Raw genomic sequence first — 26191 nt, 5'->3', positions numbered from 1 at the left:
AAGCTCCTTTGCTTGGGGATGCAGAGTCATCATCGCACGCTATATAAGGCGTGCCGCCGGAGGTACGCAACCCACCGCAGTCACAGCCGCGACGACCCGCCGCTGTGCATAGATGTTTCGCGGACAGCGCGATGAAAGTCTCGCGATAAGCTCCCGCGCTCAACGTCTTCATGTGCGCGATCCGGTCGGAAGCGTAGATCAAGTAGGACTTTGTCTCGAAGGCGTTTGCCCACCCGTTGCCCCAATCCTCGCAATAATGGCGTAGTGCACTTGTTCTGTGATCAGCTGACTCGGCAGATTCGCCATGTCAGATGACAGCGTGGACCCGCTACTGCTTGGACAGCGCGTCATAGCCATACTGGAAACCGGGCTACGTACCGCGACCTACAAGTTGGCGACGTTGATGGCGCTCCTCGAACACTGCATCGAGAACCTTCCTGATTCGCCCGCTGCGACGCTGAAAGTACCGCTGGTAGAACTCGCTCACCGAATACTTGACATTTATTGGCCGCAGGTGCAGCCCTTTGATGGACACGAACTACGCCAATCGACGCAGCCACGCGCGCGGATCTTGATCGCCGTAACTACGTTGCGTGCTGCTTCGGGCCGTTTGACAAGATCGGTAGATGTAGCGCGACTGCGTGTGCCGACCGCATACGAGGCCGCGATCGACGAGGTCGTCATGTGCCTCGCGCAACAGCCGTTGCATCGGCTTCAGAGACTCCCCGGCTCATCGACCAGCGACCCCTTCTTGTATGACGACTCGTTCCTTCATGACCACGTATCGCGGTCGACGCTGTGCAAGCACGAGGATGCGATCGAGCTGAAGCCCGGAGTGGCGCACTCCTTGGCTCGTCTTGCGGGGCTGCTCAAGCCGGCACTGGAAATTATGTGGGTCGAAGACGTGCGCCGGATGAACAAATTTCTCGACGCTGAGGTCCCGGATGTCGCTGGTCATCTGTTCGGGCGGGAGCGCACAGCTCTTGCTGCGGTCCGAGAACCATTCAAAGAGGCGTTCGGACCGCATTGCTTCTATTGCGGCGTCCATCTGCCGGCGAACAATCCGATTGACCACGTTCTCCCCTGGTCGCTCGTAGGGATCGACGGTTTATCGAATCTCGTCCTCGCATGCACGCGGTGCAACGGCGACAAAAGCGGGGCGTTACCCGCGGTGCACCTCGTCGACCAAGTGCTGCAACGGGATCGGCAGGTTCTCGAGCAGATAGCCACCCAGCTTCAGTGGCCGACACAGCATGAGCGTGTCGTCGCCGCGGCGCGCGGAATCTATCGCGGTCAACCTACAGGAGTACCGACGTGGTCGGGGTTCAAAGCTGTTGAGCGGCTGGATATCAGCTTCCCACGGTCGTGGATTAATTCATGATCGCCCGCCGCAAGTGTTTGACCCGGCGGCGGATTGGTGTCAGAGTCATGTGCTGCAGATTGAGCGGTGGATCAAGCTGAGCAAGCACTTCTCGTTCGATCCGCCCCAGCGAGTCCCTGTCTTGATAGGGGAAGGCGACGAGCCGTAGATGGCTGTGCATCCACCGAGTGAGACCTTCTTCGTCGATCTGCGTGACGCCGTCGGAGTGCGCGACGATCGCGCCAAGTGTGCGCCGGAATGTGGAGAATTCGTGGTTTCCTCCGAGGTGCATCGTCATGACACGCAACCACAGTGTGTTGTTGGAACGCATACCGCTTGGCCAGCGAGTCGCGCCGGCAAGGCCGGCATAGATGAGCCCCGGCGTGACCTCTTGTCCCAGGCCACGGCTTAGATCGTCGGCGCCCTCCTCGTCGACCCACCAGCTGTATAGGCCGGGCGAGTCGCTTGATGTTCGGCCTCGATCGATGAACTGTTGCGGCGATAGTGCTGCGGTCATATCGCTCAGCCCCTTCACGCAACGCTCGACATCGTCGGCGGCTGTGGCGACCTCGGTGGCAGTATTGCCGTACCAAGCAAGGCGCGATCCCATCTGCAGACCCTCGAGCGGGTCAACGATACGCGCGTCGCGCTTCTCCAGCTCTGGGCGAACCACTTCGAGATACGCTGACGCGGCATGAATCTCGATGATCTTGTCCTGCAGCGGCCCAGCGAGCAGCTCCAGTCTGGCTGCTACCCATACACCCCACGCCCTGCGGTAGGACGCTGGAGTCTCGGGTAGGTACCGCTCATATGGCGCCAACCATTCGTCGGGCGCGACGAGCCCGTGTTCAGCGGAAAGTATGAACCACGGAACGCGTGCCTTCTCGGCGTATGCCCGCTGCTTCTTGAATAATGGCGAGATGTAGAGATCCTTTGCAGCGGAAGGTCGAGCCGTCTTGGACTTTACGCAAGTGACAAGGATGATGTCCGCGGCCGAGTTGTCGATCATGCGACCGCAACCGTCGACGCTTGAAAGACCTCTGTTGGCATCGACCGATGCAACCGCCAGGTAATGGCCATCGGTCGGTCGCCTTCGTGAGATACGTAATCTGCGGGCCCGAGAAAAGTGTAGGGCGATGCGCCTAGGGCATTCGTCTTGGCTTCACGGACGAATAGAAGGACGTAGGATCCTCGCGCTCGGTGGTGGATATAACGCTGTCCGGTCGGCGATTTGGACGAGGTCGTGGATTGTGACTCCCAATGAAACAGCTCTGGGCTCAACGCGAAGTCGCGGTACATCGTTGTCGGAGAGTAATCACGATCCGATTTCTTCAAAGTAATGAGGAAGGCGTCGGCATTAACGGACTGACACCAAGCCACACCCTCACGCATCGTATTCGGTGTCCGCTGTAGAGAAGCGAACCCGAGAGCGGCGAGAAGTTCCTCACGAGAGTACGTCGCGTGCACTTCTAGCGGCACATCTCCGAGCTCGGGCGCCAAGCTTCCTAGGTCGTACGTAGTTCGCCGCGCAGCGTCGAAAGCGATATCGACGACCTGTCGCATCTCATCGGCTACCGGCTCAGTCCGAAGGACGTCGAGACCCGTTGAAATACTGTCGAATCCTCCGCCGTTCGGGAACAGCGAGAAAAACAACATCTCGGCTAGCCGCTTTTCAGCGGGACTTGACGTGTCGATGCGTCCGTAGAGCATCGACTTATAGGTCGCCCATCTTCGTCGGTCGTCCACGTGAGCAAGGGCACGCACCCGCCTGACCAGATCAGGTTCGCGTGCGCCGGCTGACCGATTGATTTTGCCCGCTTCTCTGCAGAGAGTGGTCCAGGAGCGGTTGTTGCGCAGTATGTCTTCTAGGGATCGTCCAGATACATCAAGGTATGACGCCAACTGATCGTCTGGATGAGCACGCACCTCCGAAATCAACGCAGCCCATCTTGGCGCCACCTGCTGGCGAATGTTCTCGATCACCAGCGTTTGTGCGACGCGATCCAAGACGATTTGGCTGCCTGACGGCAGAAATGGAAAGCCGTCCTCGACTTGACGCTGCAGTGCCTTTCCGCCCACGCCGCTCATGGCCCGAAACCGCTGGTCGAATCGGAATTCACGGCGCTGATGACCAACGAAATCCAATGCTGTCAGCACTGTCTTGCCTCGGGTCAATCTAAGACCACGCCCCAACTGCTGTAGAAAGACGGTCGCGCTTTCGGTCGGGCGGAGGAAGAGGACGGTGTCGACCTCTGGGATATCGAGGCCTTCATTAAAGAGATCAACCGCGAAAACGATATTGATCTCGCGATTTCTCAACGCTTGCAGCGCTTCTCTGCGATCAGTCGCTGATGTCTCGGCCGAAATCGCCCGCGCAGATATACCGGCTTCCACGAAGCGTTGCGCCATATATCGGGCATGGTCGACGCTGACACAAAAACCCAAAGCACGAATTTCTCCGATGTCGGACACCTTGCCGCGAAGCTCTTTGATGACGGTCCGCGTGCGCGCATCATTGCCGGTGTACAGGCTGTTTAGCTCTGAGAGGTCGTATCTGCCGCGCCTCCATTGGATGCTTTCGAGGTCCGTTCCGTCGTGAATGCCGAAGTAGTGAAACGGACAGAGGAGGTTCTGTTCGAGGGCCTCCCACAGCCGCAGCTCTGCGGCGACACGCCCGCCGAAGAACTCCCGAACGTCGACGCCGTCAGCTCGCTCCGGTGTTGCAGTGAGACCGACGAGCTCCAAGGGAGCGACATGGTCTAGCAGGCGCCGATAAGACGCCGCCTCGGCGTGATGAAACTCGTCGACTACGACCACATCGAAGTGCTCGGGATCAATCTCCGAAAGCCGACGTGCAGAAAGCGATTGGATGCTCGCGAACACGTGACGCCAGCGTGCTGGCTCCTGTCCATCGACTAACATTTCACCAAACGTCGCGTCGGTAAGTACCTCCTGATACATCCGCCGTGCTTGTTGGAGGATCTCCTTACGGTGTGCGACGAAAAGCAGCTTCAAGTCGCGGTTGTGAACGTCACGAACCAGACGTCGGTAGTCGAGGGCAGCTATGACGGTCTTGCCAGTACCCGTCGCGGCAACGATGAGATTGCGATGCCGATCGTGGATGGTCCGTTCGGCGTCGAGCTGCTCTAGCATCTCGGCTTGATAAGCCTTCGGGTGCACCTCCAGCCCCGAGAGCGTGACGGTCACACGATCGCTACTGCGGCTACCGGATGCTGTCTCAAGTGCCACGCGGAGGCGGTCGCCGTCGTTGCTCGGCGAGTAAGGCTCGAATTCCCGGTTTTCCCAGTAGGAAGCGAATGTAGCGCGGAACTTGTCGAGGAGGTGTGGTGTTGAGATCGCAGACAACCGCACATTCCACTCGAGGCCGTCGACGAGCGCGGCATGAGACAAGTTGCTCGAGCCGACGTAAGCAGTGTGGAATCCGGTCTTACGTCGAAGCAACCATGCTTTCGCGTGCAGGCGAGTGCGGTCGGTCTCGTAGTTGACCCGGACTTCGGCGCCGAATTCGTTCACTAGCGCGTCTAGCGCGCGTGCGTCGGTCGCGCCGAGGTAGGTAGTCGTGATTACCCGTAGCGCTACACCACGTCGCTTTAGTTCTAGGAGCTGATCCTCCAGTAGTCGGAGCCCCTGCCATTTCACGAAAGCGCAAAGGAGGTCCACTTCATCGGCGCTGCCCATCTCGGCACGCAGTTCGGCCGCCAAGGTGGGCTCGTCGCGCGCATTTGTCATGAGGGCGGTGTCAGAGAAGGGCGTCGCGGGACGGGGTAAGCGAAGAGTGCCCAGTGCCGTTGCGGCGGCCACTTCATCGAGCCGAGTGATTATTCCAGGCTCAACGTTCTGGAGCGCCTCACCTTCCGCGAAGGTTTCTGAAAGCACATCGAGGACTCGACGAGCGATATCTGAGCGATCCTCTGCCGAACGGGCCACGCGCAGGGAACGTTCAATAATCGGGAAGAGATGGCGTGCGATCGCCATGCTCTGTTCCGCGTCGTCCACGTTGCTGTACTCAGCGCGGGTGGCATCCTCCAGCGCCAGCTGCCGAACAAGGCGCTCTGTCAGCAGCGATTCATAAACCCCCAAGTCCACGGGGCGGAGGGTAGCCGACTCTTACGGCAAATCGCGTCAGAACTCTCCACACAGGAACCGCGAATGCATCAGAACTTCGCTTCACGGATAACGGTCAAATGGACAGCCGTTTTCTGCGCGAATTGTGCACACCGCCTTCTCCGAGCGCTCGAAGTCTGGCTGGGTCCGCATGGCGAAGCCGCCGAGGAGCGGAAGCTTTTTGATGACGTCGCGCTGCGTGAATACGTGACAGGATTCTTCGTAGCCCTCGGCGCAATTGGCCGGGCCTTTAAGCCACAGTGGCTAGCGAGGCTCTGACCCCGGCAGTTGATCGAGCCAGTCCGACTCTCCACCGGCGGGCACCCCGTTGATCAAAACGAGCGGGACACCCGGCTCAGGAAATTGCTTCAGAAGCACCAAGTTATTGGCTGCGATAGCGCGGGCGTCATAACCGATCGGCAGGCCGAGCCTAATGAGGTCTTGAGTCGGCGCGGGGGCTCCGACGCGGTTGGCCAGCTCGGCGAGCTGATTGTTGTCGAGATCTGTGGCCCCTTGCTCTTCCGGCTGGTGTTCGGCGGAGAAGATCTGCTGAACGAAGCGCCACGCGGTCTCGCTCGATTGCGACTCGCCTGCCACTACGTAGGTCGCATAGATCGCGCGATTGTCGTATGTCTTGCTGGCCGAGTACTTGTCGAGGAAGTCGACGAATCGAAGATTGATGCGGAGCGCCCCGTCCTCGATCCGTTGCCCTATCTTATCGCCTTGGGTGCGGATCATTCTCCCGCTGAACGGGCACAAGGGATCCAAGTAAAGATCGACCTGCCCGAGTGCGTGCGGGTCGCCGAAAGCGATCGCATCCCCTACGGGCGCCGCGACCGCGGCCCGGGCAGTTCCCGTTGCCATTCCGGACATCAGCAGTAGTACGACGACGGCTGCTATCACCCCGTCAGCTCTAATTCTCCGATGCACCCCTTTTCCGTCCATGGCTCCATCATGTCGTGTATTTTCACGGGCGTTATTCGCGCGGGCTTCGGGAACTCAGCATGTCTGGAACGCGATGCCACATCAAGCCCTCATGCGTTGGATTCACACCAGCTCCGAAACCAAGACGAAGGGCAATCCGTTCAGCACAAGGAGATTCGCTGAGACCGATACCAGAAATCGGAGAAACATTCGTCGATGAGATCCGCCGCCGCTACAGCTTAAGACCCGAGCGCACCAACCCCACGCTTTCCGCCACGATCTGCCCCAGGTCCCCAATGCATCCTTCACGCCCCCAATTCTCCACGGCCACAACCAGTGTCGCCGCCAGCACCGCGCCCGCCACGTCGGCCTTCAGATCAATCGCTGAAACGCCGGCATAGCGCGTCCGCACGAAGTCGGTGATCACCGCCGCGAACGACGCCTGCACCACCCGCAGGTGACCGGCCGCCCGCTCACCGATCAGGCTCGCCCGCAGCAGCGCCGCCTGCCGCACCACCTCCAGATCATGCGGGAAGCTCCCCACACTCGCCATCACCGCATCGAACAGCGACTCCGACGCCGGCCGCCGCGCCAGCGCCTCGGCCAGCCACTCCAAGTGCGTTTCATAGTCCGCGAACAGCACCGCTTCCTTCGTCGGGAAGTGCCGGAAGAACGTCCGCTCGGTGACGCCGGCCTCTTCGGCCAGCTGCGACACCGTCACGTTCGCGAACCCGTCCTTCGCGAACCGCGCCAAGGCCACCCGCCGCAGCGCCTCTCTGGTCGCCTGACTGCGCTGCTGATGCAGGTTCACGGGCGTCGCCATAGTCCGCCGATCGTAACGCACAACTTTGTCAGTACCGCCACAAATATGTCAGTACTGACATAGCCTGCCCGCATGACAGATTACGACGCGATCGTCGTCGGCGCCGGCCACAACGGACTGACCGCCGCCGCCCTCCTCCAACGCGCCGGCCTTCGCACCCTGTGCCTCGAGGCCAACACCTACGCCGGCGGCATGGCCGCCACCGTCGAACTCATCGACGGCTTCCGCTACGAGATCGCCGGCTCCGTCCAGTTCCCCACCCCGACCGAAATCACCAAGGACCTCGGCCTCGACACCCTGCCCACCGTCGACTCCGACGTCATGTCGGTCAACATCGGCGAGGCCGGCGAAGAAGCCATGGTCTTCTACCGCGACCCCATGCACCTGATGACCCATCTCGCCGACAAGCACGGAACCGACGCCGTCACCGGCATGGCCGAACTCATCGCCTGGAGCCAAGGTCCCGCACGCGCGCTCGGACGCTTCGACGTCCGCAAGCCGCCCAAGACCCTCGACGAGATGTACGCCTGCGCCACAAACGAATCCGAGCGACGCGCCATCCACGAAACCCTATTCGGCTCCGCGATGGACGTCATCGATCGCTATCTGCCCGACTGCAAGCGCCACGCCGTCATGCGCGGCATGCTCGCCTTCCTCGCCATCAACTCCACCTACCGCGGGCCCTATACCCCCGGCAGCGCCACCTGTCTGGCCTTCGCCCTCGCCGTCCCCGACGAAGGCACCGCCATGATGACCAAACTCGAAGGCGGCATCGGCGCCCTCACCGAGCACCTGCGCGAGATGTTCGAAAGCCGCGGCGGCGAGATCCGCTACCGCACCAAGGTCGAGCAGATCCTCGTCGACAACGGCAAGGTCACCGGCGTCCGCTGCAAGGACGGCCACACCATCACCGCCCCCGTCGTCGTCTCCAACCTCGCCCCCGACACCACCCTCACCGAACTGGTTGTCCCAGAACATCTCTCGGCGCAGCTGCTCGAACGACTTCAGGGACGCGACCACCGCGCCTCCTTCGTCCAAATGCACTTCGCCCTCGATGGACTGCCCGAGTTCGCCCCGCCGTACGACCTGCTCAACGAGCCCGGCATGCAACCGTCCGTCGGCATCTTCGGCTCGCCCGAAGAGCAGCAGCGCCAATGGGAGAACGCCTGCCGCGGCATCGTTCCCGACAACCCGTCGCTCGGCATCCAGATCCCGTCCGTGCACGACCCGAATATGGCCCCGCCCGGCAAGCACGCCGCCAGCGCCTACGCCTACGCGTTCCCCGTCGAGACTCCCCGCGACCAACACGGCCACCTCAAGAACGAGATGGCCCAACGCGTCATCGACAAGATCACCCGCTACGCACCCAACTTCAAAGACACCCAGATCCGGCACATCACCTTCGCGCCGTACCACATGAACACCATGTTCGGCGCACCCGCCGGCGACTTCTGCCACGGCCTGCTGCACCCCGACCTCATGGGCCCGAACCGGCCCGGCCCCAAAGGCTTCCGCGACCTGCCGATCGGCATCGACGGCCTCTACCTTGGCGGCGCCGGCTGCCACGGCGGCCCCGGCATCACCTTCATTCCCGGATACAACGCCGGGTATCAAGTGCTCGACGACCTCGGCTATTCGCGCTGAGCGACATTGTCGCTCGTAGGTTGTCACGACGAACAGTCCCCCGAAACGGCCCCATCAGACCCCCGTCGCTAGGCAACTCTCGGTGGCTCCACAGCGGCGTAGGGAGTGCCGCCGCCTAACGCGGTCAACCAGCGCTGATCAACGCAGGTAGACCTGGCCCTCGTGGGGATACCCGCCGCCTGCCGTAGCGACGTGCACGTGGTCGTAATGGTTGGCGGTGTCCGAGCCGCGGTCCGACATGGCTCTCTTCGAGCCGTCGGGACGATAGATGGTCTGCCGCCAGATGGCGTGCTCGAGGCGGAAGCGTTGCGCATTCGCCAATATGTAGGCGAGGACCTTGTCTCCGAGCTCCACCCCGGCCGCCGAGCGGGCGTTCGGGATCATCACGTCGATCGCCAACCCGTGCGGATGCCATTTCAAGGGATCGGAGCGGACGCCGCCGATATCGAGGATCTCGGGAAACTCCGCACTGACGGCGCGCGCGGCCAAGATGGTGTCGACCTGGAGCCCGTTTTCCGGTGCCCGGCCGTGCGGCAGCACGGGCGGAACGCTCGGGGCGGGCGGCTCAGCGGCGGTCAGGTTTACCGCTACCTGCGGCGGTGGAGGTGCGGCCGCGGCTTCGCAGCACGCACCTGCGTCGCCGACGTCCGGATAACTGTCCGCGCCGACAACGCATAACGTGGCCGCCGAAATCACGCCTGCAACCAGCGTGAAGTGCGGCCAACGCCTGGTCTCGGCTAATGCGTGTCTTCCCATTGCGGGCGCAACATATCTGCCACACCAACGCGTTGACCAATCGGTCGCGGGCTAATGAGCAACTACAACCGTCGATGCTTCAGGCAGCAAATTACCAACTCAGCCGGGGTGTGCCGGGCCGTTCGATCCGCTGGCAGCAAATTGCTCCCGTGTATTCCACGTGGCCAACGTCATCGAGGACCGAAGGATGTGACGCACGCCCCGTATCTGCGCAACGGCTGCTCTGCGACCGGTGCAACGGGTTCACCTTGGTCGCGCCTAACCCAGAACCGGGAACCGCCGCTGCCGCGCCAGCCGGTCGAGCGCTTCCTGCATCACCGCACGCACGTGGGCATCCACCTCGTCGACGTCGGGGTCGGCACCGAACTGCGCGGGAATGTCGATCGGCTTAAGCACCTCGGTGACGATCTTCGACGGCAGCGGGAAATTGGCCGGGATGGTCGACGTGAGTCCGAAGGGCAAACCCAGACCCAACGGCAAGATCTCCATCCGGAAGCGGTGCAGGCCCAAGCGTTTGGCCAGTCGATCGCCTCGCATGAGGAACAGCTGCGTCTCCTGTCCCCCGATGGAAACCGAGGGCACGATCGGCACGCCGGCTTCGATCGCCGCACGCACATAGCCCTTTCGGCCGTGGAAGTTGATCGTGTTCTGGGCGAAGGTGGACCGATAGGCGTCGTAATCGCCGCCGGGAAACACCAACACGATTCCGCTCGAGAGCAATGCCTTGACCGCATTCTCCGGGCTGGCGTGGATGACCCCGATCTTGCGCAGAGTTGCGGCCAGCGGCAACTTGAACAGCCCGTCGTGACCGAGGGTGTAGAGCGGCCGGTCGTAGCCGAACTTCTCGTAGAACGCGGGAGCCAGCACGAGCAGATCCGGCGTCATGGCGCCGCCCGAATGATTGCTCACCAGGAGCGCCCCGCCGGCGGGAGGCAAGAACTCCAACCCCCGGACCTCCGCACGGAACCACAGCTTGGCGATGGGGTCGCACACTTTTCGTACTTGTTCGATGAACTCCGGATCCCACTTGGCCAGCTCGGTGTTGTCGAAATCGTTGCCGCTCATGGTTTCCCACTTCATTGTGTAGCGCCGATAAGGTGAGGCGCCCGAAGCCGGAGGCCTCTATTCGCGATGTGCGTCGAACATAAGCCCTGGTAACCACCCGATTCACCAGCCATAGGACTCTGTTCGTGTGGACGTTGGTCACTTCTGGTGGCCTGCGGCAGCCCGGCCTCGTCGAAACCTGATCGAACGTTCGCGACCCGCTGATTCGGGCGCCCCGCGCTGATCAGCACGTTAGGCTCCGGCCGTGGCCAACTACGTCACCGAGATCGGCCTGCTGATCATCGGCGCGTTCCTGCTGTTTCGCGGGCTGCCCGGAGTGGTGCAACTGCTCGGTTCACTGAGCTGGCAACGCGCCCCGGGCGTGATGCTCGGCTCCGGCGTCGCCGGTTATCAGACCCAAGCCGGTGGCGGGCATGCTGGGGCTAACGTCAAGCGATCCGTCGTCGCCTACCAATACCAGGTCGACGGCCAGACCTTCGTCGGGCAGCGCGGCGCATTCGGCACACCCCTCGGCTTCGGCATGGGCCTCAGCGGCATCGCCTCCGCGCAAGCCGCGCGGTACAGGCCCGGCCAGCCCGTCGACATCTGGGTCGACCCGAAGAACCCGATGAACTCGGTGTTGCGTCGCAGCGCCCCTTCGTCATTGGTGATGACGACGCTCGGCGTCGTCCTGCTGATCGCCGCAGCCGTCGCCTTCTTGGTCTGACGTGTGCGACGCATGGGGCGGACACCGCCACCGGCTACGAATCCCCCCAATCGACGAGCCCGGACTTCACCAGCGCACCGTCGATGAATCGCTGTACCGCTCGTGAGCGGAAGAATCCGGTGTGGCTTCCCGGAAACCAGCAGATCTCGGGTTTGTCCCAGTGCTCCCAGAGCCGGGCGGCCTCGTCCCGCGGATGCACCAACCTGTCGGCGATGCCGACGCATAGGAAACGGCCCTGCACCGGCACGCGAGGCGTGAGTCCCAGCGGGGAGATCATGCGGCTGATGGGCTTGGCCGACGTCAACATCTGACGTAGGTCGAGGTAGTCGCTGACACCGGCGTGGCGAGCGACCAGCTCCACCAGATCGGCGAGCGGAATGCTGACGATCGCACAGCTGAGGTCGTCCTCCAGGCTGGCGACCATTGAGGTGAGGTAGCCGCCGAGCGAGATGCCGTTCAGCCCGACCGGTGAGTTTCCGTCCTGCGATCTGATCCAGGACAACAGCCGCCGGATGTCCCACACCGCCTGAGCGACGCCATGAACGTTGTCGAGAACATCCTCACTGGGAAACGCGGCACCTCCGGGCAGCCCCCGAGCACGAGGGCCGTGCATCGGCAGCACCGGTAGCACGACATTCAAGCCGAGACGCTGATGCAGATGCCAGGCCCGAAACAGCCTCAAATCCAGTGCCGCCCGGCCCATTTCGGCGCCATGCACACATATCAGCCAGGGTCGCGGCTCGGAGTGTCGCAACATCAGGGCGTACTCGCGGGCGTTGGAGGTGTAGCTCAGCCAGCGGTCCCGGCCTGGTTCACCGACAGATGGCTGGTATCCGCTGTCGAAGAAGATGCGCTCGTAAGTGTGGCCCATGCTGTTGACGTTCCTGATGGAGACTTCGGTCAGAGGCGGCGGCGCCGCGAAGAATCTCTCCGGCTCTTGCAGCCAACCGTTGTCGCCATAGAACTCGAGCGCTGCGAGCACCTCGCGATGTATCCGGTCCAGCCGTGTTGCGTCGGGCGCCCGGCGCAGCAGGTGAAATCCCAGCAACACGATCTCGTCGCTCAGGGCCTGCGCCGCCAGCCCGAGGGTCGGCCGAGTTCCGGGAAGCTCGTCGGGCTGCCGATCGAGGTAGGTCGCCCACGACCGAGCGTAGAAACCGCCCGTCCGGGTGAAGGGCCTCAACACCTGGGTCAGCGGTAGAGCTCGAAACCCCAACGGGTTGGGGAGGCCTCGGCTTCTACGCGTGCCGTCGTCCGGTGCAACGGCACCCGTGTGCTCGCTGTCCCGCATCTGTCCTCCACTTCGCCGTCACGCCGATCCAGCCACGGTGTCAGCCCGCAGGCCGCTCACCGGCAGCGACTTCGTCGGGGTACTCGTCGTAGAACGGGACGTAGCCCTCGTCGCGACCCATGAGCACGTACACGGGGTCGTCGACATCGGATCCATAGCCCTGCTCGCGCAGATCGACCTTCTTGGCCTTGACCGTGGCGGTGTGCTCCAGCGACTCGACGACCCGTATGAACAGCGGCACCGCATAATCGGGCAGATGGTCGTACACGGTCTTCGCCAGCGATGCGCCGTCGAATTCTCGATCGCTCTTCAGCACCACGGCCGCCATCCCCGCGCGCCCGTCGGCGCCCGGCACCTTCACCCCGAAAACCGTGACGGCTTCGACAGCCGGATCGGTGGCCACGGCGGCCTCGACGTCCGTCGTCGCCACGTTTTCACCCTTCCACCGGAAGGTGTCACCTAGCCGGTCGACGAACACGGCATGGCGCCAACCCTGCGGACGCAGCAGGTCGCCGCTGTTGAGCCACACATCACCGTCACGAAAAGCGTTGCGCACCAGCTTTTTTTCACTGGCTTCGGGATCGGTGTAGCCGTCGAACGGCTGAGCCTTGGTGATCTTGCTCAACAGAAGACCCGGTTGACCGCGGCGCACTTTGCGGACACGGCCGTCCTCGTCACGAACCGGCTCACCGGACTCAGGGTCGTACTCGACGAACGCCACCGCAGTCGGGCAGAGGCCGGCGGTCTTGGGTATGTGGAAGATGTTGACGAATCCGGTATTGCCTTCGCTTGCTCCGTAAAACTCGAAAACCCTTGGGATATCGAAGCGAGCGGTGAACTCCTCCCAGATGTCGGGCCGCAGTCCGTTGCCGCCGATGACCCGTACCTTGTTTGTGCGGTCGGTGTCCTTCTCGGGCTGATTGAGCAGGTAACGGCAGACCTCGCCGATGTAGACGAACGCGGTGGCGTCGTAGCGAATCACGTCATCCCAGAACCGGGAGGCCGAGAACGACCGACCGAGAGCGAGTGTGGCGCCCGCGCTGATCACGCCCGACACCGCGACGGTCAGGGCCGTGTTGTGGTACAGCGGCAGACAGCAATACACCGTGTCGCTGCTCTTCAATCGCATGCCGAGGGCGCCAGAGCCACCCATCGCCCGCAGCCACCGGTAGTGCGTCATGACGCTGGCCTTCGGCGCGCCGGTGGTTCCGGAAGTGAAGATGTAGAACGCGCTGTCCTTGGCCAGCACCGACGATGTCACCGCCGGGTTATCCGTGGGTGCGTCGGCAGAAAGCCGACCGAACTCGTCGAAGGTCACCGGGTCGGCGACATCTGCGCCCGACTCGTCGACCGCCGCCAGCAGGTCGTCCTCGCCGATGAGGACCTCGGCATGCAGGAGTCCGACACTGTGCGCGAGCACATTGCCGCTCTGCTTGTGGTTGAGCATGCCGGCGATCGCGCCGAGTTTGACGACCGCCAGCATCAAGAGAACGGTTCCTGGCGAATTGCGCATCATGATGCCCACCACGTCGCCGCGACCGATGCCGCGTTCGGCCAGTGTGACCGCGTAGCGGTTGACGGTCTGGTTGGCGTCGCGGTAGGTCAGCGCCTCGTCCTCGAAACGGATGAAGATGTGGTCGCCGTAGCGCTCCGCACGGTCTTGAAAGACCCGGCCGATCGACCGCTTGGCCGATCCACGGGCAAGGAATGCTGTCAGCGTGCCCCGCACGACGACGGGCGCGTCCATGACCAAGGCCGGTATCCGCGTGATGATGTCGGTCAGCCCGACGGTGTCACCGGCCATCAGCGCTTACCCCGGTCGTGGCGGTCACTGGCGCCCGCGCCGGCGAGATTGAGTACGCGAGTTCAGGTCTGCGGCCTGTTCGAGTTCGCGTAGTGCGGGCTCGATGCCATCGGCCAATTCGTCGATGTCCTTGGCGATTTCAGGGGTGGTGACGAAGCCGAAGTCGACCGAACCCCGGTAGCTGAAACAGGTGACATTCAGACCGACATCCATCACCAGCGGACCGATCGGAATGAGTGTCTCCAGCACCGCGCCGGCCATGTAGATCGGGAAGTCGGGGCCGGGCACGTTGGAGACGACGAGGTTGATGGGGGCGACGTTTTCGCCGAGCCGGGCGGCAGTGTATGCGCGGGCGGCGAGGCCGAGCACGCCCGGCGGCGCAGTCTCGGTCAAACCCACGACCTGGTTAGCGGTGAGCGCCTTGGCGACTGCTTTGGCGCCCTCCGCGCCGGCGTGAATGGCTTCAATCCTTCGAGTCGGATCCGAGACGTCTGTGGGAAGGCTGACCGTCGTCGAAGTGATCTGATTACCCACCTCGGCGTCATCGCCACGGGTGGACACCGGTATCTGCGCCAGTAGCGGCCGGTCGGGAAGCTCTCCGCGCTCCTGCAGGTAGCTGCGCAACGCCCCGCAGACCATCGCCAACACGACATCGTTGACCGTCACCCCGAACGCGTCCTTGACCGCCTTGACCCGGTCCAGCGGAACCCGGCTACCGCTGATGCGCCGGTGCGGCGAAAGCGGGGCGTTGAATCGTGTGATCGGGGCGTCGAAATAGCGGGGCGGCTTGTTGGCCAATCCCAGCACCGCCAATTGCTGACGCACTGTCTGCTCGACCATCCGCATCATCCGAAAGGGTGTCATCACTGCGACGTTGAACATGCCGCCGATGGCACGTAGCTCGAAACGCGGCAGGCCGACGCCCACCAGAGACTCCTTCGGCTCCGGCGCCGGCGGCCGCGGTTCGGGCGTCGCGTCGAGCAGGATCTCACTGAGCCCGGCACCTGAAACGCCATCGATGAGCGCGTGGTGCATCTTGGTCAGCACGGCAACGCGGTCGTTCTCGACGCCCTCGATGAACCACAGCTCCCACAGGGGACGCGCGCGATCCAGCTTGTACGACATCAACCGCCCGATGAGGTCATCGAGCTCCTTGCGCCCGCCTGGTGGCGGCACCGCGATCCGGCGAATGTGAAAATCCAAATCCAGCTCGCCGTCCTCCACAAACCACGGACGGTCGAGCCCGAGCGGCGCCCCGGCGACTCGGTAACGCAGCTGCGGCACTTCGGGCAGCCGATCGGCCAACAGTTGACGAACCGCGTCGAAGCAGAAATCCGGAGCATCGGTCGGATCACAGATGACGAGGCCACCGATGTGCATGTGCCAGCTGGGTGTCTCCGCGTACCAGAAGGCGGCATCAACACTCGACAGCCGCTTCATGGTCACCACCGTCCAGCGACGCGCCACCGAGGTAGCTGGGCACGTCTACATTTCTGCTCGAGTTCACGGCGATATCAATATAGCTAAATTAGTAAAGATGGGAGTGAGATCGTCAGTCCCCGGAACCGATCACGAGCCGTCAGGCAATGGCACCCTGGTCGTGGGCGCGGAGCGCACCTATTGTGGTGAGATGGCGGCGGAGGTTGCCGAGCACGTAGATGTATTGATCGTCGGTGCCGGGATTTCGGGCATCGGCGCCGCTTACCGCATACACGAGCGCAATCCGCAGCTGAGCTACGTAATCCTGGAACGGCGTGCGCAAATCGGCGGAACGTGGGACCTGTTCCGATATCCGGGCGTGCGTTCCGACAGCGATATCTACACACTCTGTTTTCCATGGGAGCCGTGGACCAGGCCGGAGATGATCGCCGACGGCGAGCATATCTGGCAGTACCTGGCCGACACGGCGCGCAAGCATCACATCGACGAGCACATCCGGCTCAACACCTACGTGCACTCCGTCGACTGGAACTCCGACACCGACACCTGGACCGTAAACACGCGACAAGACGGGGCGGAGAAGACCTACCGATGCCGATTCCTGTTCCTCGGGACCGGCTACTACGACTACGACAACCCCTACCAGCCGCCGCTGCCCGGGATCGAGGACTTCACCGGGGAGGTCGTCCACCCACAGCACTGGCCGGAATCCTTCGACTACACCGGAAAGCGGATAGTGGTCATCGGCAGCGGCGCCACGGCGGTCAGTCTGATCCCCTCGTTGGCTCAAGAAGCGGCACACGTGACGATGCTGCAACGCACGCCGTCCTACATGATCTCGGCGGTCAAGGAGGAGCCGACGGCCAACGCACTTCGCAGAGCGTTGCCGCTGCGGCTTGCTCACTGGATTGTGCGGTGGCGCAACGCGTTCGTCGCCCAGCTCATATGGATCATCGCACGGAAGGCGCCGAAGTTCAGTAAACGGGCGCTGCGTCGCATCGCGGAGCGCAACCTACCCGAGGGCTATCCGATCGACACTCACTTCGCGCCACCGTACGACCCGTGGGATCAACGCCTGTGCTTCATCGTGGAGGCGGACCTTTACAAGGCGATCAGTGACGGCGGCGTCGAGGTGGTGACCGATCACATCGATCACCTGGACGCCACCGGAATTATGCTCAAGTCCGGCCGGCACATCGACGCCGATGTGGTGATCACGGCCACCGGGCTGCAATTGCAGGCGTTCGGCGGCATCACCGTCAGCATCGACGGCGAGAAGATCGATCCCCATGACCACTTCCTGTACCGGCGACACATGCTCGACGGCGTCCCGAACATGGCCTGGAGCTTCGGCTACATCAATGCGTCATGGACACTGGGCGCCGACCTGACCGCGCGGGCCGTCGCAAAACTGTTGGAATACATGCACGCTCGCGGCTACACCCACGCGTATCCTCGCCTCGGCGAGACGGAGATAAGCGAGCAACCGACGTTCCACTTGCAATCAGGGTATGTGCTGCGGGGTCGACATGTGCACCCGAAATCCGGCACCGACAGGCCGTGGAAGGTCAGCCACAACTTCGTGAGTGATGCGCTCAGACGGCCTCTCGACCGGATCGATGAGTCAATGGTGTTCGGCCGCACCGCAAATTCCGACGAGCCGCAGGCGGTCAGCCGCGGCTGATGAACTTGGTGATGCTGCGGGACAGCGGCTGCGTGAGCCGTGGGGACAGCCGGTGCAGCAGATAGGGTCCCAGGACGTGCAATCTCGGCGATGCGACGATGAGCCGCGGCCGCGCGATCGCGTCGAGCACCGACGCGGCAACCGTCTGCGGCGATGCGGCGTACTTGGCGTAGAAGGCGACGATCTTCTCCTGGTCGCTGGCCAGCTGTCCGCGCATGGTCCCTTCACGCATGATCGCGGTGTCGACGATGCCGGGACATAGCGTGACTACGCGAATGCCGCGCGATCGCAGCTCGGCGTCGAGCGACTGGCTCAGCCCCACCACACCGTATTTCGAGGCGCAATAAGGCGCCATCCGTGCAATGGGGATCAGACCCGCTTCAGAGGCGGTGTTGACGATCGTGGCCGCTGTGCCCTGCCGGAGCAGTCGCGGGATGAACACCTGCATGCCGTACGCGACGCCGAGCAGGTTGACCCCGATGACCCGCTGCCAGTCCTCCACGGTCGTCGCCTCGATGTCGCCGGCGTGGCCGATACCGGCGTTGTTGTGGAGAATGTCGACACGGCCGTCGCTTCCGAAGACAGTCTCAGCGAGCGCCTCCAGATCATCTGGTCGAGTGACGTCAACAGTGTGACCCCGTGCGCCGCCGCCGATTTCAGCTGCGACAGCGGTGGCCGCATCAGTGTTGATGTCCGCGACGTGAACCTTTGCGCCATGCCGTGCGAGCAACTGCGCGGTGGCCCGCCCGATGCCGGATCCCGCGCCGGTGATCACCGCGATCTTGCCGGTCAGGTCGGTTCTTTTCGCCATCGGGGAGGCTCCTTAACGACGACGGCTGACTTCGCCGGAAACGCAACTCGCTTCCGATCGAAAGATACACATGGGCGCAACTACGCCGGTGTGAATTCGACAGGCAACGACGACGGGGATCGGAACGCCACGCCCTTGATCACTGGTTCGGGTGCGGTCGCGTCAAGACGCAGATCCGGTAGCCGGTCGAGCAGGGCATTGATCGCCACCGTTGTCTCCATCCGAGCCAGCGGCATGCCCAGGCACACATGCGGGCCGGCGCCGAACGTCAAATGCGCGAAGTTCTTTCGCGTTGGATCGAAGAGGTCCGGGTTCGGGTAGTGCGCCGGATCCCGATTGGCCGCCGCGACGCTGACACTGACGTTCGTGCCCCTGGGGATGGCGATCCCCCCAAGCTCACAGTCGCATCTGGCCACCCGAACCACGGTGCTGATGGGCGGCTCCCACCGCAGCGCCTCTTCGATCGCGCCTCGCAACATCCCTCGATCGCCGCGCACCGCCTCCAGCAATGACGGCTCGGTCAGCATCGCGACCAGCAGGTTGCCCGACGCCCGGTAGGTCGTCTCAACGCCCGCCGGGAGGATCAACAGCAAGAACGCGAAGATCTCGTTGTCGGTCAGCCGCTGCCCGTCGATCTCCGATACCGCGAGCGTGCTGATCAAGTCGTCCTGCGGAGCTTTCCGTCGCTCGGCGAGAATCTCGCTGAAGTAGTCCTTCAATGTCGCCGACGCCGCCATTCCGATGTCCCAGTCGTACACGACGCTCAGCAGCTCGATCGACAACTGCTGAAATCGGACATAGTCCTGCCGCGGGAGTCCCATCAGGCGCGCGATCACCTGTACCGGGAAGGCGAAGGTGAACTCGCGCACCAGATCTGCTCGCCCGCGCGCAGCGAACCGGTCGATCAGCTCGTGCACGACAACCTCGACGAGTTCCGCGCGCCACCGCTCCAACAGCTTCGCCCGAAACAGCGGCGAGATCAGTGCCCGGTTCGTCCGATGCTCGTCTCCCTCCTGTTCGAGCAGCGTGCGTCCCATCACCGGCCCCATGATGTGCTCATAGATCGACGAGGAGAACCGCTGGGAATCGGTGAGCACCGCCTGGCACTCGTCGTAACCCAGGACCGTCACCCCCGCGACATCGATGTTCTGCGACGGCGTCTCGAAGATCGGGCTGCCGACCATCACCGGATGCTTCTCCCGTGCCTCGCGCAATTTCTCGTGCACATTCTCGACAGCCATCAACAGGCCGTCCTGCAGCTTGGCCGGGTCGAATTCGGCCAACGGCACCCGGTCTGTCATGACGGCGTGACCGTGGTCGTGTCACGCCCCGACCGCAACACAGTCCCCGGCATCGCGCCGGTCGGGACACCGTTGCGGCAGACCTCCACGCCGCCCACCCATACGGACGTGATTCCTTTCGCTTCGGCGACCAGACGTGGTGCGCCACTGGGTAAGTCGTAGGTCGTCCGTTCCGGCCCGTGGTCGACGGTCGCCGGGTCGAACATCACCAGGTCGGCGTGCCAGCCCGGCGTGATCCGACCGCGTCGCTTCAGCCCATACAGCCGCGCCGGCACGTCGGTGATCAGTCGGACCGCCTCCTCCAACGTCACCACCTGGTGCTCTCGGACGCCGTGGCCCAGCAGCGATGTGGTGTAGATGGCGCCGCACATCATGTCGAGGTGTGCGCCGGCGTCCGACCCGCCGATCACCGCGTCCCGGTGGCGCCACACCTCGGCCCGCATCTTCCAGTCCGCCTCATCGTCGCCGAACGGCCGCGGCGAGAGTCCCGTCCGCAGTTCGTCGGCGATCACGACGTCGAGCAGTGCGTCGAACGGCTCCTTGCCGCGGGCGGTGGCTACCTCACCGACGGTGCGGCCCGTCACATCAACGTTTTCGGGGGCGAACGTCTCGACGATGATCAGCCGTCCCCAGTCGGCCAGGCCACGAAGGATTCCCGCCTCCTCGGAATGGGCTCCGTCGTTGAGGCGGCGTCGGACTTCCGGATCGGTGAGCGCTCGCATCCGCTCAGGTGTCGGTAGGTGCATGGTCTCGCTCCAGCCGGGCAGCCCGTCGAGCACGAATCCGGACAGGAACGACAGTCGGATCTTCGTCGCGTGCGGCAGGGTGAGCGCGACAATGCGGCCACCGCGTTGCGCGGCGATTTCCGAGGCTCGCAACTGCTTTTGGTGCCCATCAGGGTTGGCCGCCGACACTCCCAACACGTTCCAGTTCAGCGGACGGCCCGCGGCCTTGGACATGCCGGTGAAGAGGTCGATGTCGTCATCGGTGAAGCCGGACAGACATCCGGGAATGATCGCTTCCAGCTGGGTGCCCGGTTGGGCCCTGACCGCTGCCGCGAGTGCGAGCAGCTCCTCCCGCGAGGCACTGCGTGAGGGCACCGGCTGTCCGTCGCCGTCGTTGTGCGTGGCGGACTGCGACGTCGACAACCCCAACGCACCCTGGGCCAGCGCTGCACCGAGTAACGCGGCCATCTTCCCGATCTGCGCCGCCGAGGCGACGCCGCCCACCGCGTCGTCACCCATCGCCGCCAACCGAATCGCACTGTGGCCTACCAGGAAGCCGGCGTTGACAGCGGTCCTGCCCTCCAACCGCGCGAGCCAGTCGCCGAACGACGACCACTGCCAGTCGAGGCCTGCACGCAAGGCCTCGAGCGGCATGCCTTCGACGCGGGCCAGCATGCGGGTGAGGTAGTCCTGTTGCTCAGGCCCCGCGGGAGCCAGTGTGAAGCCGCAGTTGCCGCCGAATACCGTCGTAACACCGTGCTGGATCGACGGGCTGGCGGTCGGATCCCAGAACAACTGGGCATCGTAGTGCGTGTGTAGGTCGACGAATCCGGGAGCGAGTGTCTGGCCCTCCGCCGCAACCGTTTTCCCTGCCGGCTCGTCGACCTCACCGACCGCGACGATCCGCCCGTCATGCACACCCACGTCACCATGACGGGCGGGCGCTCCGGTGCCGTCGACGATCGAGGCGTCCCGGATCAGTAGGTCGAGCATTGCGGACTCCTATGCTGCGCCGTCGTGGGCCAGCCATCCCTTGTCCGGCAGCGGATGGCCGAACAGCTCCGCGGCGTTGCGGTGGGTGATGCGGGCCGCATCGTCGGCCGACAGCTTCGCGACGTTGCGCGCGACGACTTTCTGGGTGTCGGGCCACGTCGAGTCTGCGTGGGGGTAGTCGCTTTCGATGAGTATCCGCTCGGCGCTGATCGCCTTGAGCGCGCCGAACGCCGACGGGTCGTCGATCGAGCAGAACCAGAAGTTGCGCCGCAGCACCTCGCTGGGCAGCAGGTCACCCTTCCACGCCCCGCCCTCTGCGCCGGACGCGGAGTGGGCGAGGACGAAATCGGCGCGGTCGGCGAGCATCGCGACCCAGCCAAGGCCGCCCTCGTCGAGGGTGATGTTCAGCTTCGGGAAGCGGACCGGGATGCCCGACCAAAGCCAATCTGCGGTTGCGACAAGGGCATTCACCGGGAACAGCGTTGTGATGGTTTCGAACGGGGTGTCCGGCGCGGGGATAGGTGCCCACTGCGCGGAGCCCGTGTGCAGGCAGATGACGGTGCCGGTCTCCTCGCATGCACGAAGGAACGGGTCCCACACTCCGGTGTGCAGACTTGGCAGCCCGCATTGGGCGGGCAGCTCGGGGAAGCTCACCGCTTTGAAGCCGCGCTCGGCGTTGCGACGCAGCTCATCGGCCGCGAGCTGCGGGTCGGCCAGCCACGGAAGCTGAAGCGGGATGATCCGGTCCGGGTATGCACCGGCCCACTCCTCGAGGTGCCAGTCGTTCCACGCCCGCAGCACCGCAAGCCCGAGTTCAGGGTCGTCGCTCTTCCAGAACACCGTCCCCGAGAACCCGGCGATCAGCGACGGGAAGTTCAGCGACGCCCAGATACCCGCGAGGTCCATGTCCGCGATACGCGCGTCGATGTCCCAGCAGCCACGGCGCATCTCGTCGAAGCGTGCGGGCTCCATGCTCCATTCTTCTTTGGGACGGCCGATGACCGCGTTCAGCCCGATGTTCGGATACGTGCGGCCCTCGTAATGCCAGACCTGGCTTCCGTCCTCGGACTCGATGATCTTGGGCGCACGGTCGGCCAGTCCAGCGGGGAGGCGGCCGTCGAACATGTGAGGTGGCTCGATGACGTGGTCGTCCACCGAGATCAGTATGTGCTGTCGTTCCCGGGGTGTCGGGTCTGGCAGCAGCGCCATACCTGACGACTATCGTCGCTTTTCCCGGTCTGTCAATGCTATTTGTATAAAAACACGCTATTACGGCGCCGGCTGGCGGATGAAGGCTCGGGGCTGAGTGAACGCCCGGATCCCGTCGACGCCGAGCTCACGGCCCAGGCCCGATTGCCCGACGCCGCCGAACGGTACGCGCGGGTCCTGTGCCGCCATGCCATGACAGTTGACGCTGACGGTTCCCGCGACGAGTTCAGCCGTGACCCTGTCGGCCAAGGCGTCATCACCGGTCCACACCGATGCGGTCAGTCCGAACTCGGTCGCGTTAGCCGCTTCGACGGCCTCGTCGACGTCGTCGTAGCCGAAGATCGGCAGCACCGGACCGAACTGCTCCTCGGTCGCGAGCGCGGCGTTCGGCGCCACGTCGGTGACCACTGTGGGAAGCACGAAATACCCGCCCGCGTCGGCGTCCTCATCACGGAGCCGGCCCGCGGTGCTGACGGTCGCGCCTTGAGCCGCGGCGGCTTCGATGAGCGCGGTCACCCTGTCGCGCCCGGCTGCGGTGTGCAACGGTCCCAGCGTCACCTCGTCGGCCAAGCCGTCGCCGATGACCTCGCGCCCGCACCGCGCCAGGATGGCCTCCGCGAACTCGTGCACCCGCTCCCGTGGGACGAAGAGGCGCTTGATCGCCATGCACACCTGGCCACCGGTGGTGTATGTCGCAGTGGTCAGCTGCTCGACGAGCCCTTCGCTGATCGTCAAATCGGGGGCGACGATGGCTGCGTCGTTTCCGCCCAGCTCCAGAAGGAGCGGTGTAAGCCGCGGCGCGGCGGCAGCCATCACCGCGCGCCCGGTCGCCGGGCCACCGGTCAACGAGATGATGTCGATACCCGAATGCGCGACCAGCGCCTGCGCCAGCTCGACTCCGGGCGCCGAGAGCACATTGACCACACCGGGCGGCAGTGCCGCCGCGAACGCCCCGCCGAACCGTAGCGCCGCCAGCGGAACCGTCGGTGGCAACTTCACGACCGCGGTGTTTCCGGCGGTCAGCGCCGATGTCAGCTTCGTCATCATCACCGCGAGTGGCCAATTGAACGGAATAACAAGTGCCGCAACGCCATAGGGCTCTCGATGCACCCGGGGATAGGGCGCCTGCGGGTCGATCTGCTCAGGCGCGAGAGCAACCTCCGCCATCGGTCCCAGCACCGCCGCAAGCATCGGTGCGGTGTCGATCTCGAAGCCTGCCTCCGAGAGCACCTTGCCGTGCTCGCAGGTGTACAGCCGTGCGCCGTCATTCTCTTTGAGTTGCTCCGCGGCCGTCGTCGCCGCGGCGGCGACCCTCGCCGCCCGCTCGGCGACGTCCAGCGCGCGCCAGCCAGGCACGGCCTTGCGAGCCGCGGTCACCGCACGGTCAAGCTGAGCGTCATCGGCCGCGGGGGCCTCGCCGACGACATCCTTCGGCCTGGCCGGATTATGAACGGGGTAAGTTCCCGCCGCACCGGGATGCGCCTCGCCGTCGATGGTGAGTGTCGGCAGGGTTGTTGTCGTCATCCCAGGTCCCCCTTGACCGCGTGATGTGGTGTCGCCATCGTAAGTCCGTATGAAGGCGGTCGTACTGCGTGAGGTCGGGCGACCATCCGCGGTCGAAGAGCTGACGCTGCGCGCGGTGGGACGCCACGACGTCAAGGTTGACCTCGTGGCCAGCGGCGTATGCCACACCGACCTGTCGGTGCGCGACGGTGGCATGCCCGCGCTGCTGCCCTGCACCCTCGGCCATGAGGGCGCGGGGATCGTGACCGAGGTGGGCGCCGATGTCTCAACCGTGCGACCCGGCGACCATGTCGTCCTCACCTGGAACGTGCCGTGCCGACGCTGTCTGGACTGCCTGCGCGGTGATTCACACCTGTGCCCCCGCGGACTTGAACATGCCTTCGGAGAACCATATGCTTTCGGCGCCGACGGTGCGGTGTGGCCGTCGATGGGAGCGGGAACGCTTGCCGAGCAGACGCTGGTACCCGCCGACGCCGTTGTGGCGGTGAATCCGTCGATGCCGCTGGACTTAGCGGCCCTACTAGGCTGCGCGGTGACGACAGGCGTGGGGGCGGTGATGCACACGGCGGCCGTTCGGCCGGGCGACAGTGTGCTCGTCATCGGTTGCGGCGGTGTGGGGTTGGCCGCAATCCAAGGAGCACGACTCGCCGGTGCCGCGCGCATCATCGCCGCAGACATGGTGAAGGGTCAGCTTCCCGCCGCGATTGCCAATGGCGCAACCGACGTGGTGGACGCGAGTCTCGACGATCTCGTGACCGCAGTTCGAGAGCTCACCGGGGGCGTCGGCGTGGATCACGGAATTGAGGTCGTCGGTAAGGCCACGACGTACCGCACGGCGTACGACGCGACCCGTCGCGGCGGGACGGTCACACTGGTGGGCGCGGCCGGGGTCGACGACTCGGTGACGTTTCCCGCGCTGTCACTGATGGCGGACGGCAAGACGATGCGGGGCAGCGTCTATGGTGCCAGTGATCCGGTGCGCGACATCCCGGTTCTCGCGGACTTGGCACTGCGCGGCCGGCTTGACCTCAATGCATTGGTGACGCGGCGCATCGATCTCGACGACGTCGAATCAGCCTTCACCGACATGGCTTCCGGCCGTGGAGCGCGCCGGTTGGTGTGCTTCGGCTCCGGCTAGTCGGTGCTGCGGGTGCGCCGCCACCAGGCCTGCGTCACCCGTTCCACGGGCCTCCGCAGCAACACCGTCGCGACTTCGGCCGGCCACAGCCACCACGGCGCCACCGTCCGCGGCCGTTCGACGATCGCCTTGACGACGATATCGGCGGCTTCATCGGCGGACAGGGTTGGTGCGTTGCGCAGGCTTTCCGTCGGCGCGGACATCCGGGTGTCGATCAGCCCGAGGTAGATCGACGTGACGTCCACGCCGTCGGCGTGTAACTCGGGTGCGACGCTGCGAAGCCACATGTCGAACGCGCTCTTCGACGCCTGATACACGCCCCACCGTGGACCGGGCGGTACGCGGACCGCGACGCTCGAGACGTTGACGACGTGTCCGGAGCCACGCTCTCGCATCGCAGGAAGCAGTCCCAACAGAAGCCGGACCGGGCCGAGGTAGTTGATGCCGATGGTGCGATCGAAGTCGTGCGGCCGCTCGTACTGGTCATGCAACGCTCGCCGGATGGACTTGCCGGCATTGCTCACGATGATGTCCGGCGGGCCGTGCTCGTCGAGGAGGCGTGTCGTCAACGTGCTCACGGCGATCGGGTCGCTCAAGTCAGCCGGGTAGCCGATCGCCTGTCCGCCGTCAGCTCTGACGTCCTGCGCGATCTCGTCGAGCTTGTCCCCCGAGCGCGCTGCCAAGAGCACCGTCGCTCCTGCCGCCGCCAGTTTGTACGCGGTGGCTTCACCGATGCCGAACGAGGCGCCCGTGACCAATACCGTGGCCCCAGAGACCCTGTCGCGGAGGCGGTCAAGATCAACCGCTCGTGCTGGATTCACGAGTTTGTCGATCACCTTCGCCGTTGGGTCCATGAAGTGCGGAATGC

General features: G+C 64.1%; 20 protein-coding genes. 5 read left to right on the top strand and 15 right to left on the bottom strand.

Translation table 11 applies throughout. The features are described from left to right. Positions 1 to 304 precede the first annotated feature (304 nt). Positions 305 to 1381 (top strand): HNH endonuclease, encoded by a 1077-nt coding sequence (locus AU193_RS22660; protein WP_082682806.1) that lies wholly within the window; start codon positions 305 to 307, stop codon positions 1379 to 1381. On the opposite strand, the gene AU193_RS03050 is transcribed toward AU193_RS22660, so the two are convergent. The 4 genes from AU193_RS03050 to AU193_RS03035 form a co-directional block, all read right to left on the bottom strand. Continuing rightward, positions 1371 to 2369 (bottom strand): DUF6884 domain-containing protein, encoded by a 999-nt coding sequence (locus AU193_RS03050; RefSeq protein ID WP_064420879.1) that lies wholly within the window; start codon positions 2367 to 2369, stop codon positions 1371 to 1373. The genes AU193_RS22660 and AU193_RS03050 overlap by 11 nt on opposite strands. Beyond that, entirely contained in the window at positions 2366 to 5467 is a 3102-nt protein-coding gene (locus AU193_RS03045) for a DUF3427 domain-containing protein (protein ID WP_064420878.1), read from the bottom strand. The genes AU193_RS03050 and AU193_RS03045 overlap by 4 nt, the downstream gene beginning before the upstream one ends. Before the next feature lie 282 nt (positions 5468 to 5749). After that, the gene (locus tag AU193_RS03040) at positions 5750 to 6430 is read right to left on the bottom strand and encodes a hypothetical protein (RefSeq protein WP_064420877.1); all 681 of its coding nucleotides are present in this window, start codon (positions 6428 to 6430) and stop codon (positions 5750 to 5752) included. Positions 6431 to 6641: 211 nt separating this feature from the next. Beyond that, the gene (locus AU193_RS03035) at positions 6642 to 7232 is read right to left on the bottom strand and encodes a TetR/AcrR family transcriptional regulator (protein WP_064420876.1); all 591 of its coding nucleotides are present in this window, start codon (positions 7230 to 7232) and stop codon (positions 6642 to 6644) included. 72 nt (positions 7233 to 7304) lie between these two features. Here AU193_RS03035 and AU193_RS03030 point away from each other — a divergent pair, with 72 nt between their 5' ends. Further along, positions 7305 to 8876, top strand: a complete 1572-nt coding sequence (locus AU193_RS03030; protein ID WP_064420875.1) for an NAD(P)/FAD-dependent oxidoreductase — start codon at positions 7305 to 7307, stop codon at positions 8874 to 8876. 138 nt (positions 8877 to 9014) lie between these two features. Here the strand turns inward: AU193_RS03030 and AU193_RS23305 are convergent, their stop codons facing one another. Next, a complete protein-coding gene (locus AU193_RS23305) occupies positions 9015 to 9632 on the bottom strand; it encodes a hypothetical protein (protein WP_172798202.1) in 618 nt (205 codons plus the stop codon). 258 nt (positions 9633 to 9890) lie between these two features. Beyond that, positions 9891 to 10697, bottom strand: coding sequence for a lysophospholipid acyltransferase family protein (locus AU193_RS03020; protein ID WP_064420957.1), 807 nt, complete (start codon positions 10695 to 10697; stop codon positions 9891 to 9893). A 244-nt stretch (positions 10698 to 10941) separates the two neighbouring features. Between AU193_RS03020 and AU193_RS03015 the strand changes: the two genes are divergently transcribed. Then, positions 10942 to 11403 carry a DUF3592 domain-containing protein gene (locus tag AU193_RS03015; protein ID WP_064420874.1) on the top strand — a complete coding sequence of 154 codons (462 nt, stop codon included), beginning with the start codon at positions 10942 to 10944 and terminating at the stop codon, positions 11401 to 11403. A gap of 34 nt (positions 11404 to 11437) precedes the next feature. Here AU193_RS03015 and AU193_RS03010 read toward each other — a convergent pair whose 3' ends face one another. The 3 genes from AU193_RS03010 to AU193_RS03000 are packed head-to-tail and all read right to left on the bottom strand — an operon-like array spanning position 11438 to position 15938. Further along, positions 11438 to 12694 (bottom strand): S9 family peptidase, encoded by a 1257-nt coding sequence (locus AU193_RS03010; protein WP_064420873.1) that lies wholly within the window; start codon positions 12692 to 12694, stop codon positions 11438 to 11440. Positions 12695 to 12734: 40 nt separating this feature from the next. Further along, positions 12735 to 14498 carry a long-chain-acyl-CoA synthetase FadD6 gene (fadD6, locus tag AU193_RS03005; RefSeq protein WP_064420872.1) on the bottom strand — a complete coding sequence of 588 codons (1764 nt, stop codon included), beginning with the start codon at positions 14496 to 14498 and terminating at the stop codon, positions 12735 to 12737. Between the two features lie 24 nt (positions 14499 to 14522). After that, positions 14523 to 15938: a wax ester/triacylglycerol synthase family O-acyltransferase gene (locus AU193_RS03000; protein ID WP_064420956.1), complete on the bottom strand. Its 1416-nt coding sequence runs from the start codon at positions 15936 to 15938 to the stop codon at positions 14523 to 14525. A 190-nt stretch (positions 15939 to 16128) separates the two neighbouring features. Between AU193_RS03000 and AU193_RS02995 the strand changes: the two genes are divergently transcribed. Further along, positions 16129 to 17622, top strand: coding sequence for an NAD(P)/FAD-dependent oxidoreductase (locus AU193_RS02995; protein WP_064420955.1), 1494 nt, complete (start codon positions 16129 to 16131; stop codon positions 17620 to 17622). On the opposite strand, the gene AU193_RS02990 is transcribed toward AU193_RS02995, so the two are convergent. The 5 genes from AU193_RS02990 to AU193_RS02970 form a co-directional block, all read right to left on the bottom strand. Next, the gene (locus tag AU193_RS02990) at positions 17609 to 18433 is read right to left on the bottom strand and encodes an SDR family oxidoreductase (RefSeq protein WP_064420871.1); all 825 of its coding nucleotides are present in this window, start codon (positions 18431 to 18433) and stop codon (positions 17609 to 17611) included. The genes AU193_RS02995 and AU193_RS02990 overlap by 14 nt on opposite strands. An 80-nt stretch (positions 18434 to 18513) precedes the next feature. Beyond that, the gene (locus AU193_RS02985; protein ID WP_064420870.1) at positions 18514 to 19734 is read right to left on the bottom strand and encodes a cytochrome P450; all 1221 of its coding nucleotides are present in this window, start codon (positions 19732 to 19734) and stop codon (positions 18514 to 18516) included. Then, entirely contained in the window at positions 19731 to 21452 is a 1722-nt protein-coding gene (locus AU193_RS02980) for an amidohydrolase family protein (protein WP_064420869.1), read from the bottom strand. The genes AU193_RS02985 and AU193_RS02980 overlap by 4 nt, the downstream gene beginning before the upstream one ends. 9 nt (positions 21453 to 21461) lie before the next feature. After that, positions 21462 to 22661, bottom strand: coding sequence for an amidohydrolase family protein (locus AU193_RS02975; RefSeq protein ID WP_064420868.1), 1200 nt, complete (start codon positions 22659 to 22661; stop codon positions 21462 to 21464). 60 nt (positions 22662 to 22721) lie between these two features. Continuing rightward, the gene (locus AU193_RS02970; protein WP_064420867.1) at positions 22722 to 24185 is read right to left on the bottom strand and encodes an aldehyde dehydrogenase family protein; all 1464 of its coding nucleotides are present in this window, start codon (positions 24183 to 24185) and stop codon (positions 22722 to 22724) included. A gap of 49 nt (positions 24186 to 24234) precedes the next feature. On the opposite strand from AU193_RS02970, the gene AU193_RS02965 reads away from it, so the two are divergent. After that, positions 24235 to 25323, top strand: a complete 1089-nt coding sequence (locus tag AU193_RS02965; protein WP_064420866.1) for a Zn-dependent alcohol dehydrogenase — start codon at positions 24235 to 24237, stop codon at positions 25321 to 25323. Here AU193_RS02965 and AU193_RS02960 read toward each other — a convergent pair. Beyond that, positions 25320 to 26177, bottom strand: a complete 858-nt coding sequence (locus AU193_RS02960) for an SDR family NAD(P)-dependent oxidoreductase (RefSeq protein WP_064420865.1) — start codon at positions 26175 to 26177, stop codon at positions 25320 to 25322. The two genes, AU193_RS02965 and AU193_RS02960, sit on opposite strands and share 4 nt — an antisense overlap. Between the last annotated feature and the right edge of the window lie 14 nt (positions 26178 to 26191).

This window comes from Mycobacterium sp. GA-1285 (assembly GCF_001499905.1).
In the GTDB taxonomy this organism is placed as follows: Bacteria; Actinomycetota; Actinomycetes; order Mycobacteriales; family Mycobacteriaceae; genus Mycobacterium.
The sequence above is the reverse complement of the archived record's forward strand: the minus strand, read 5'-3'. Positions and strand labels throughout refer to the sequence as shown.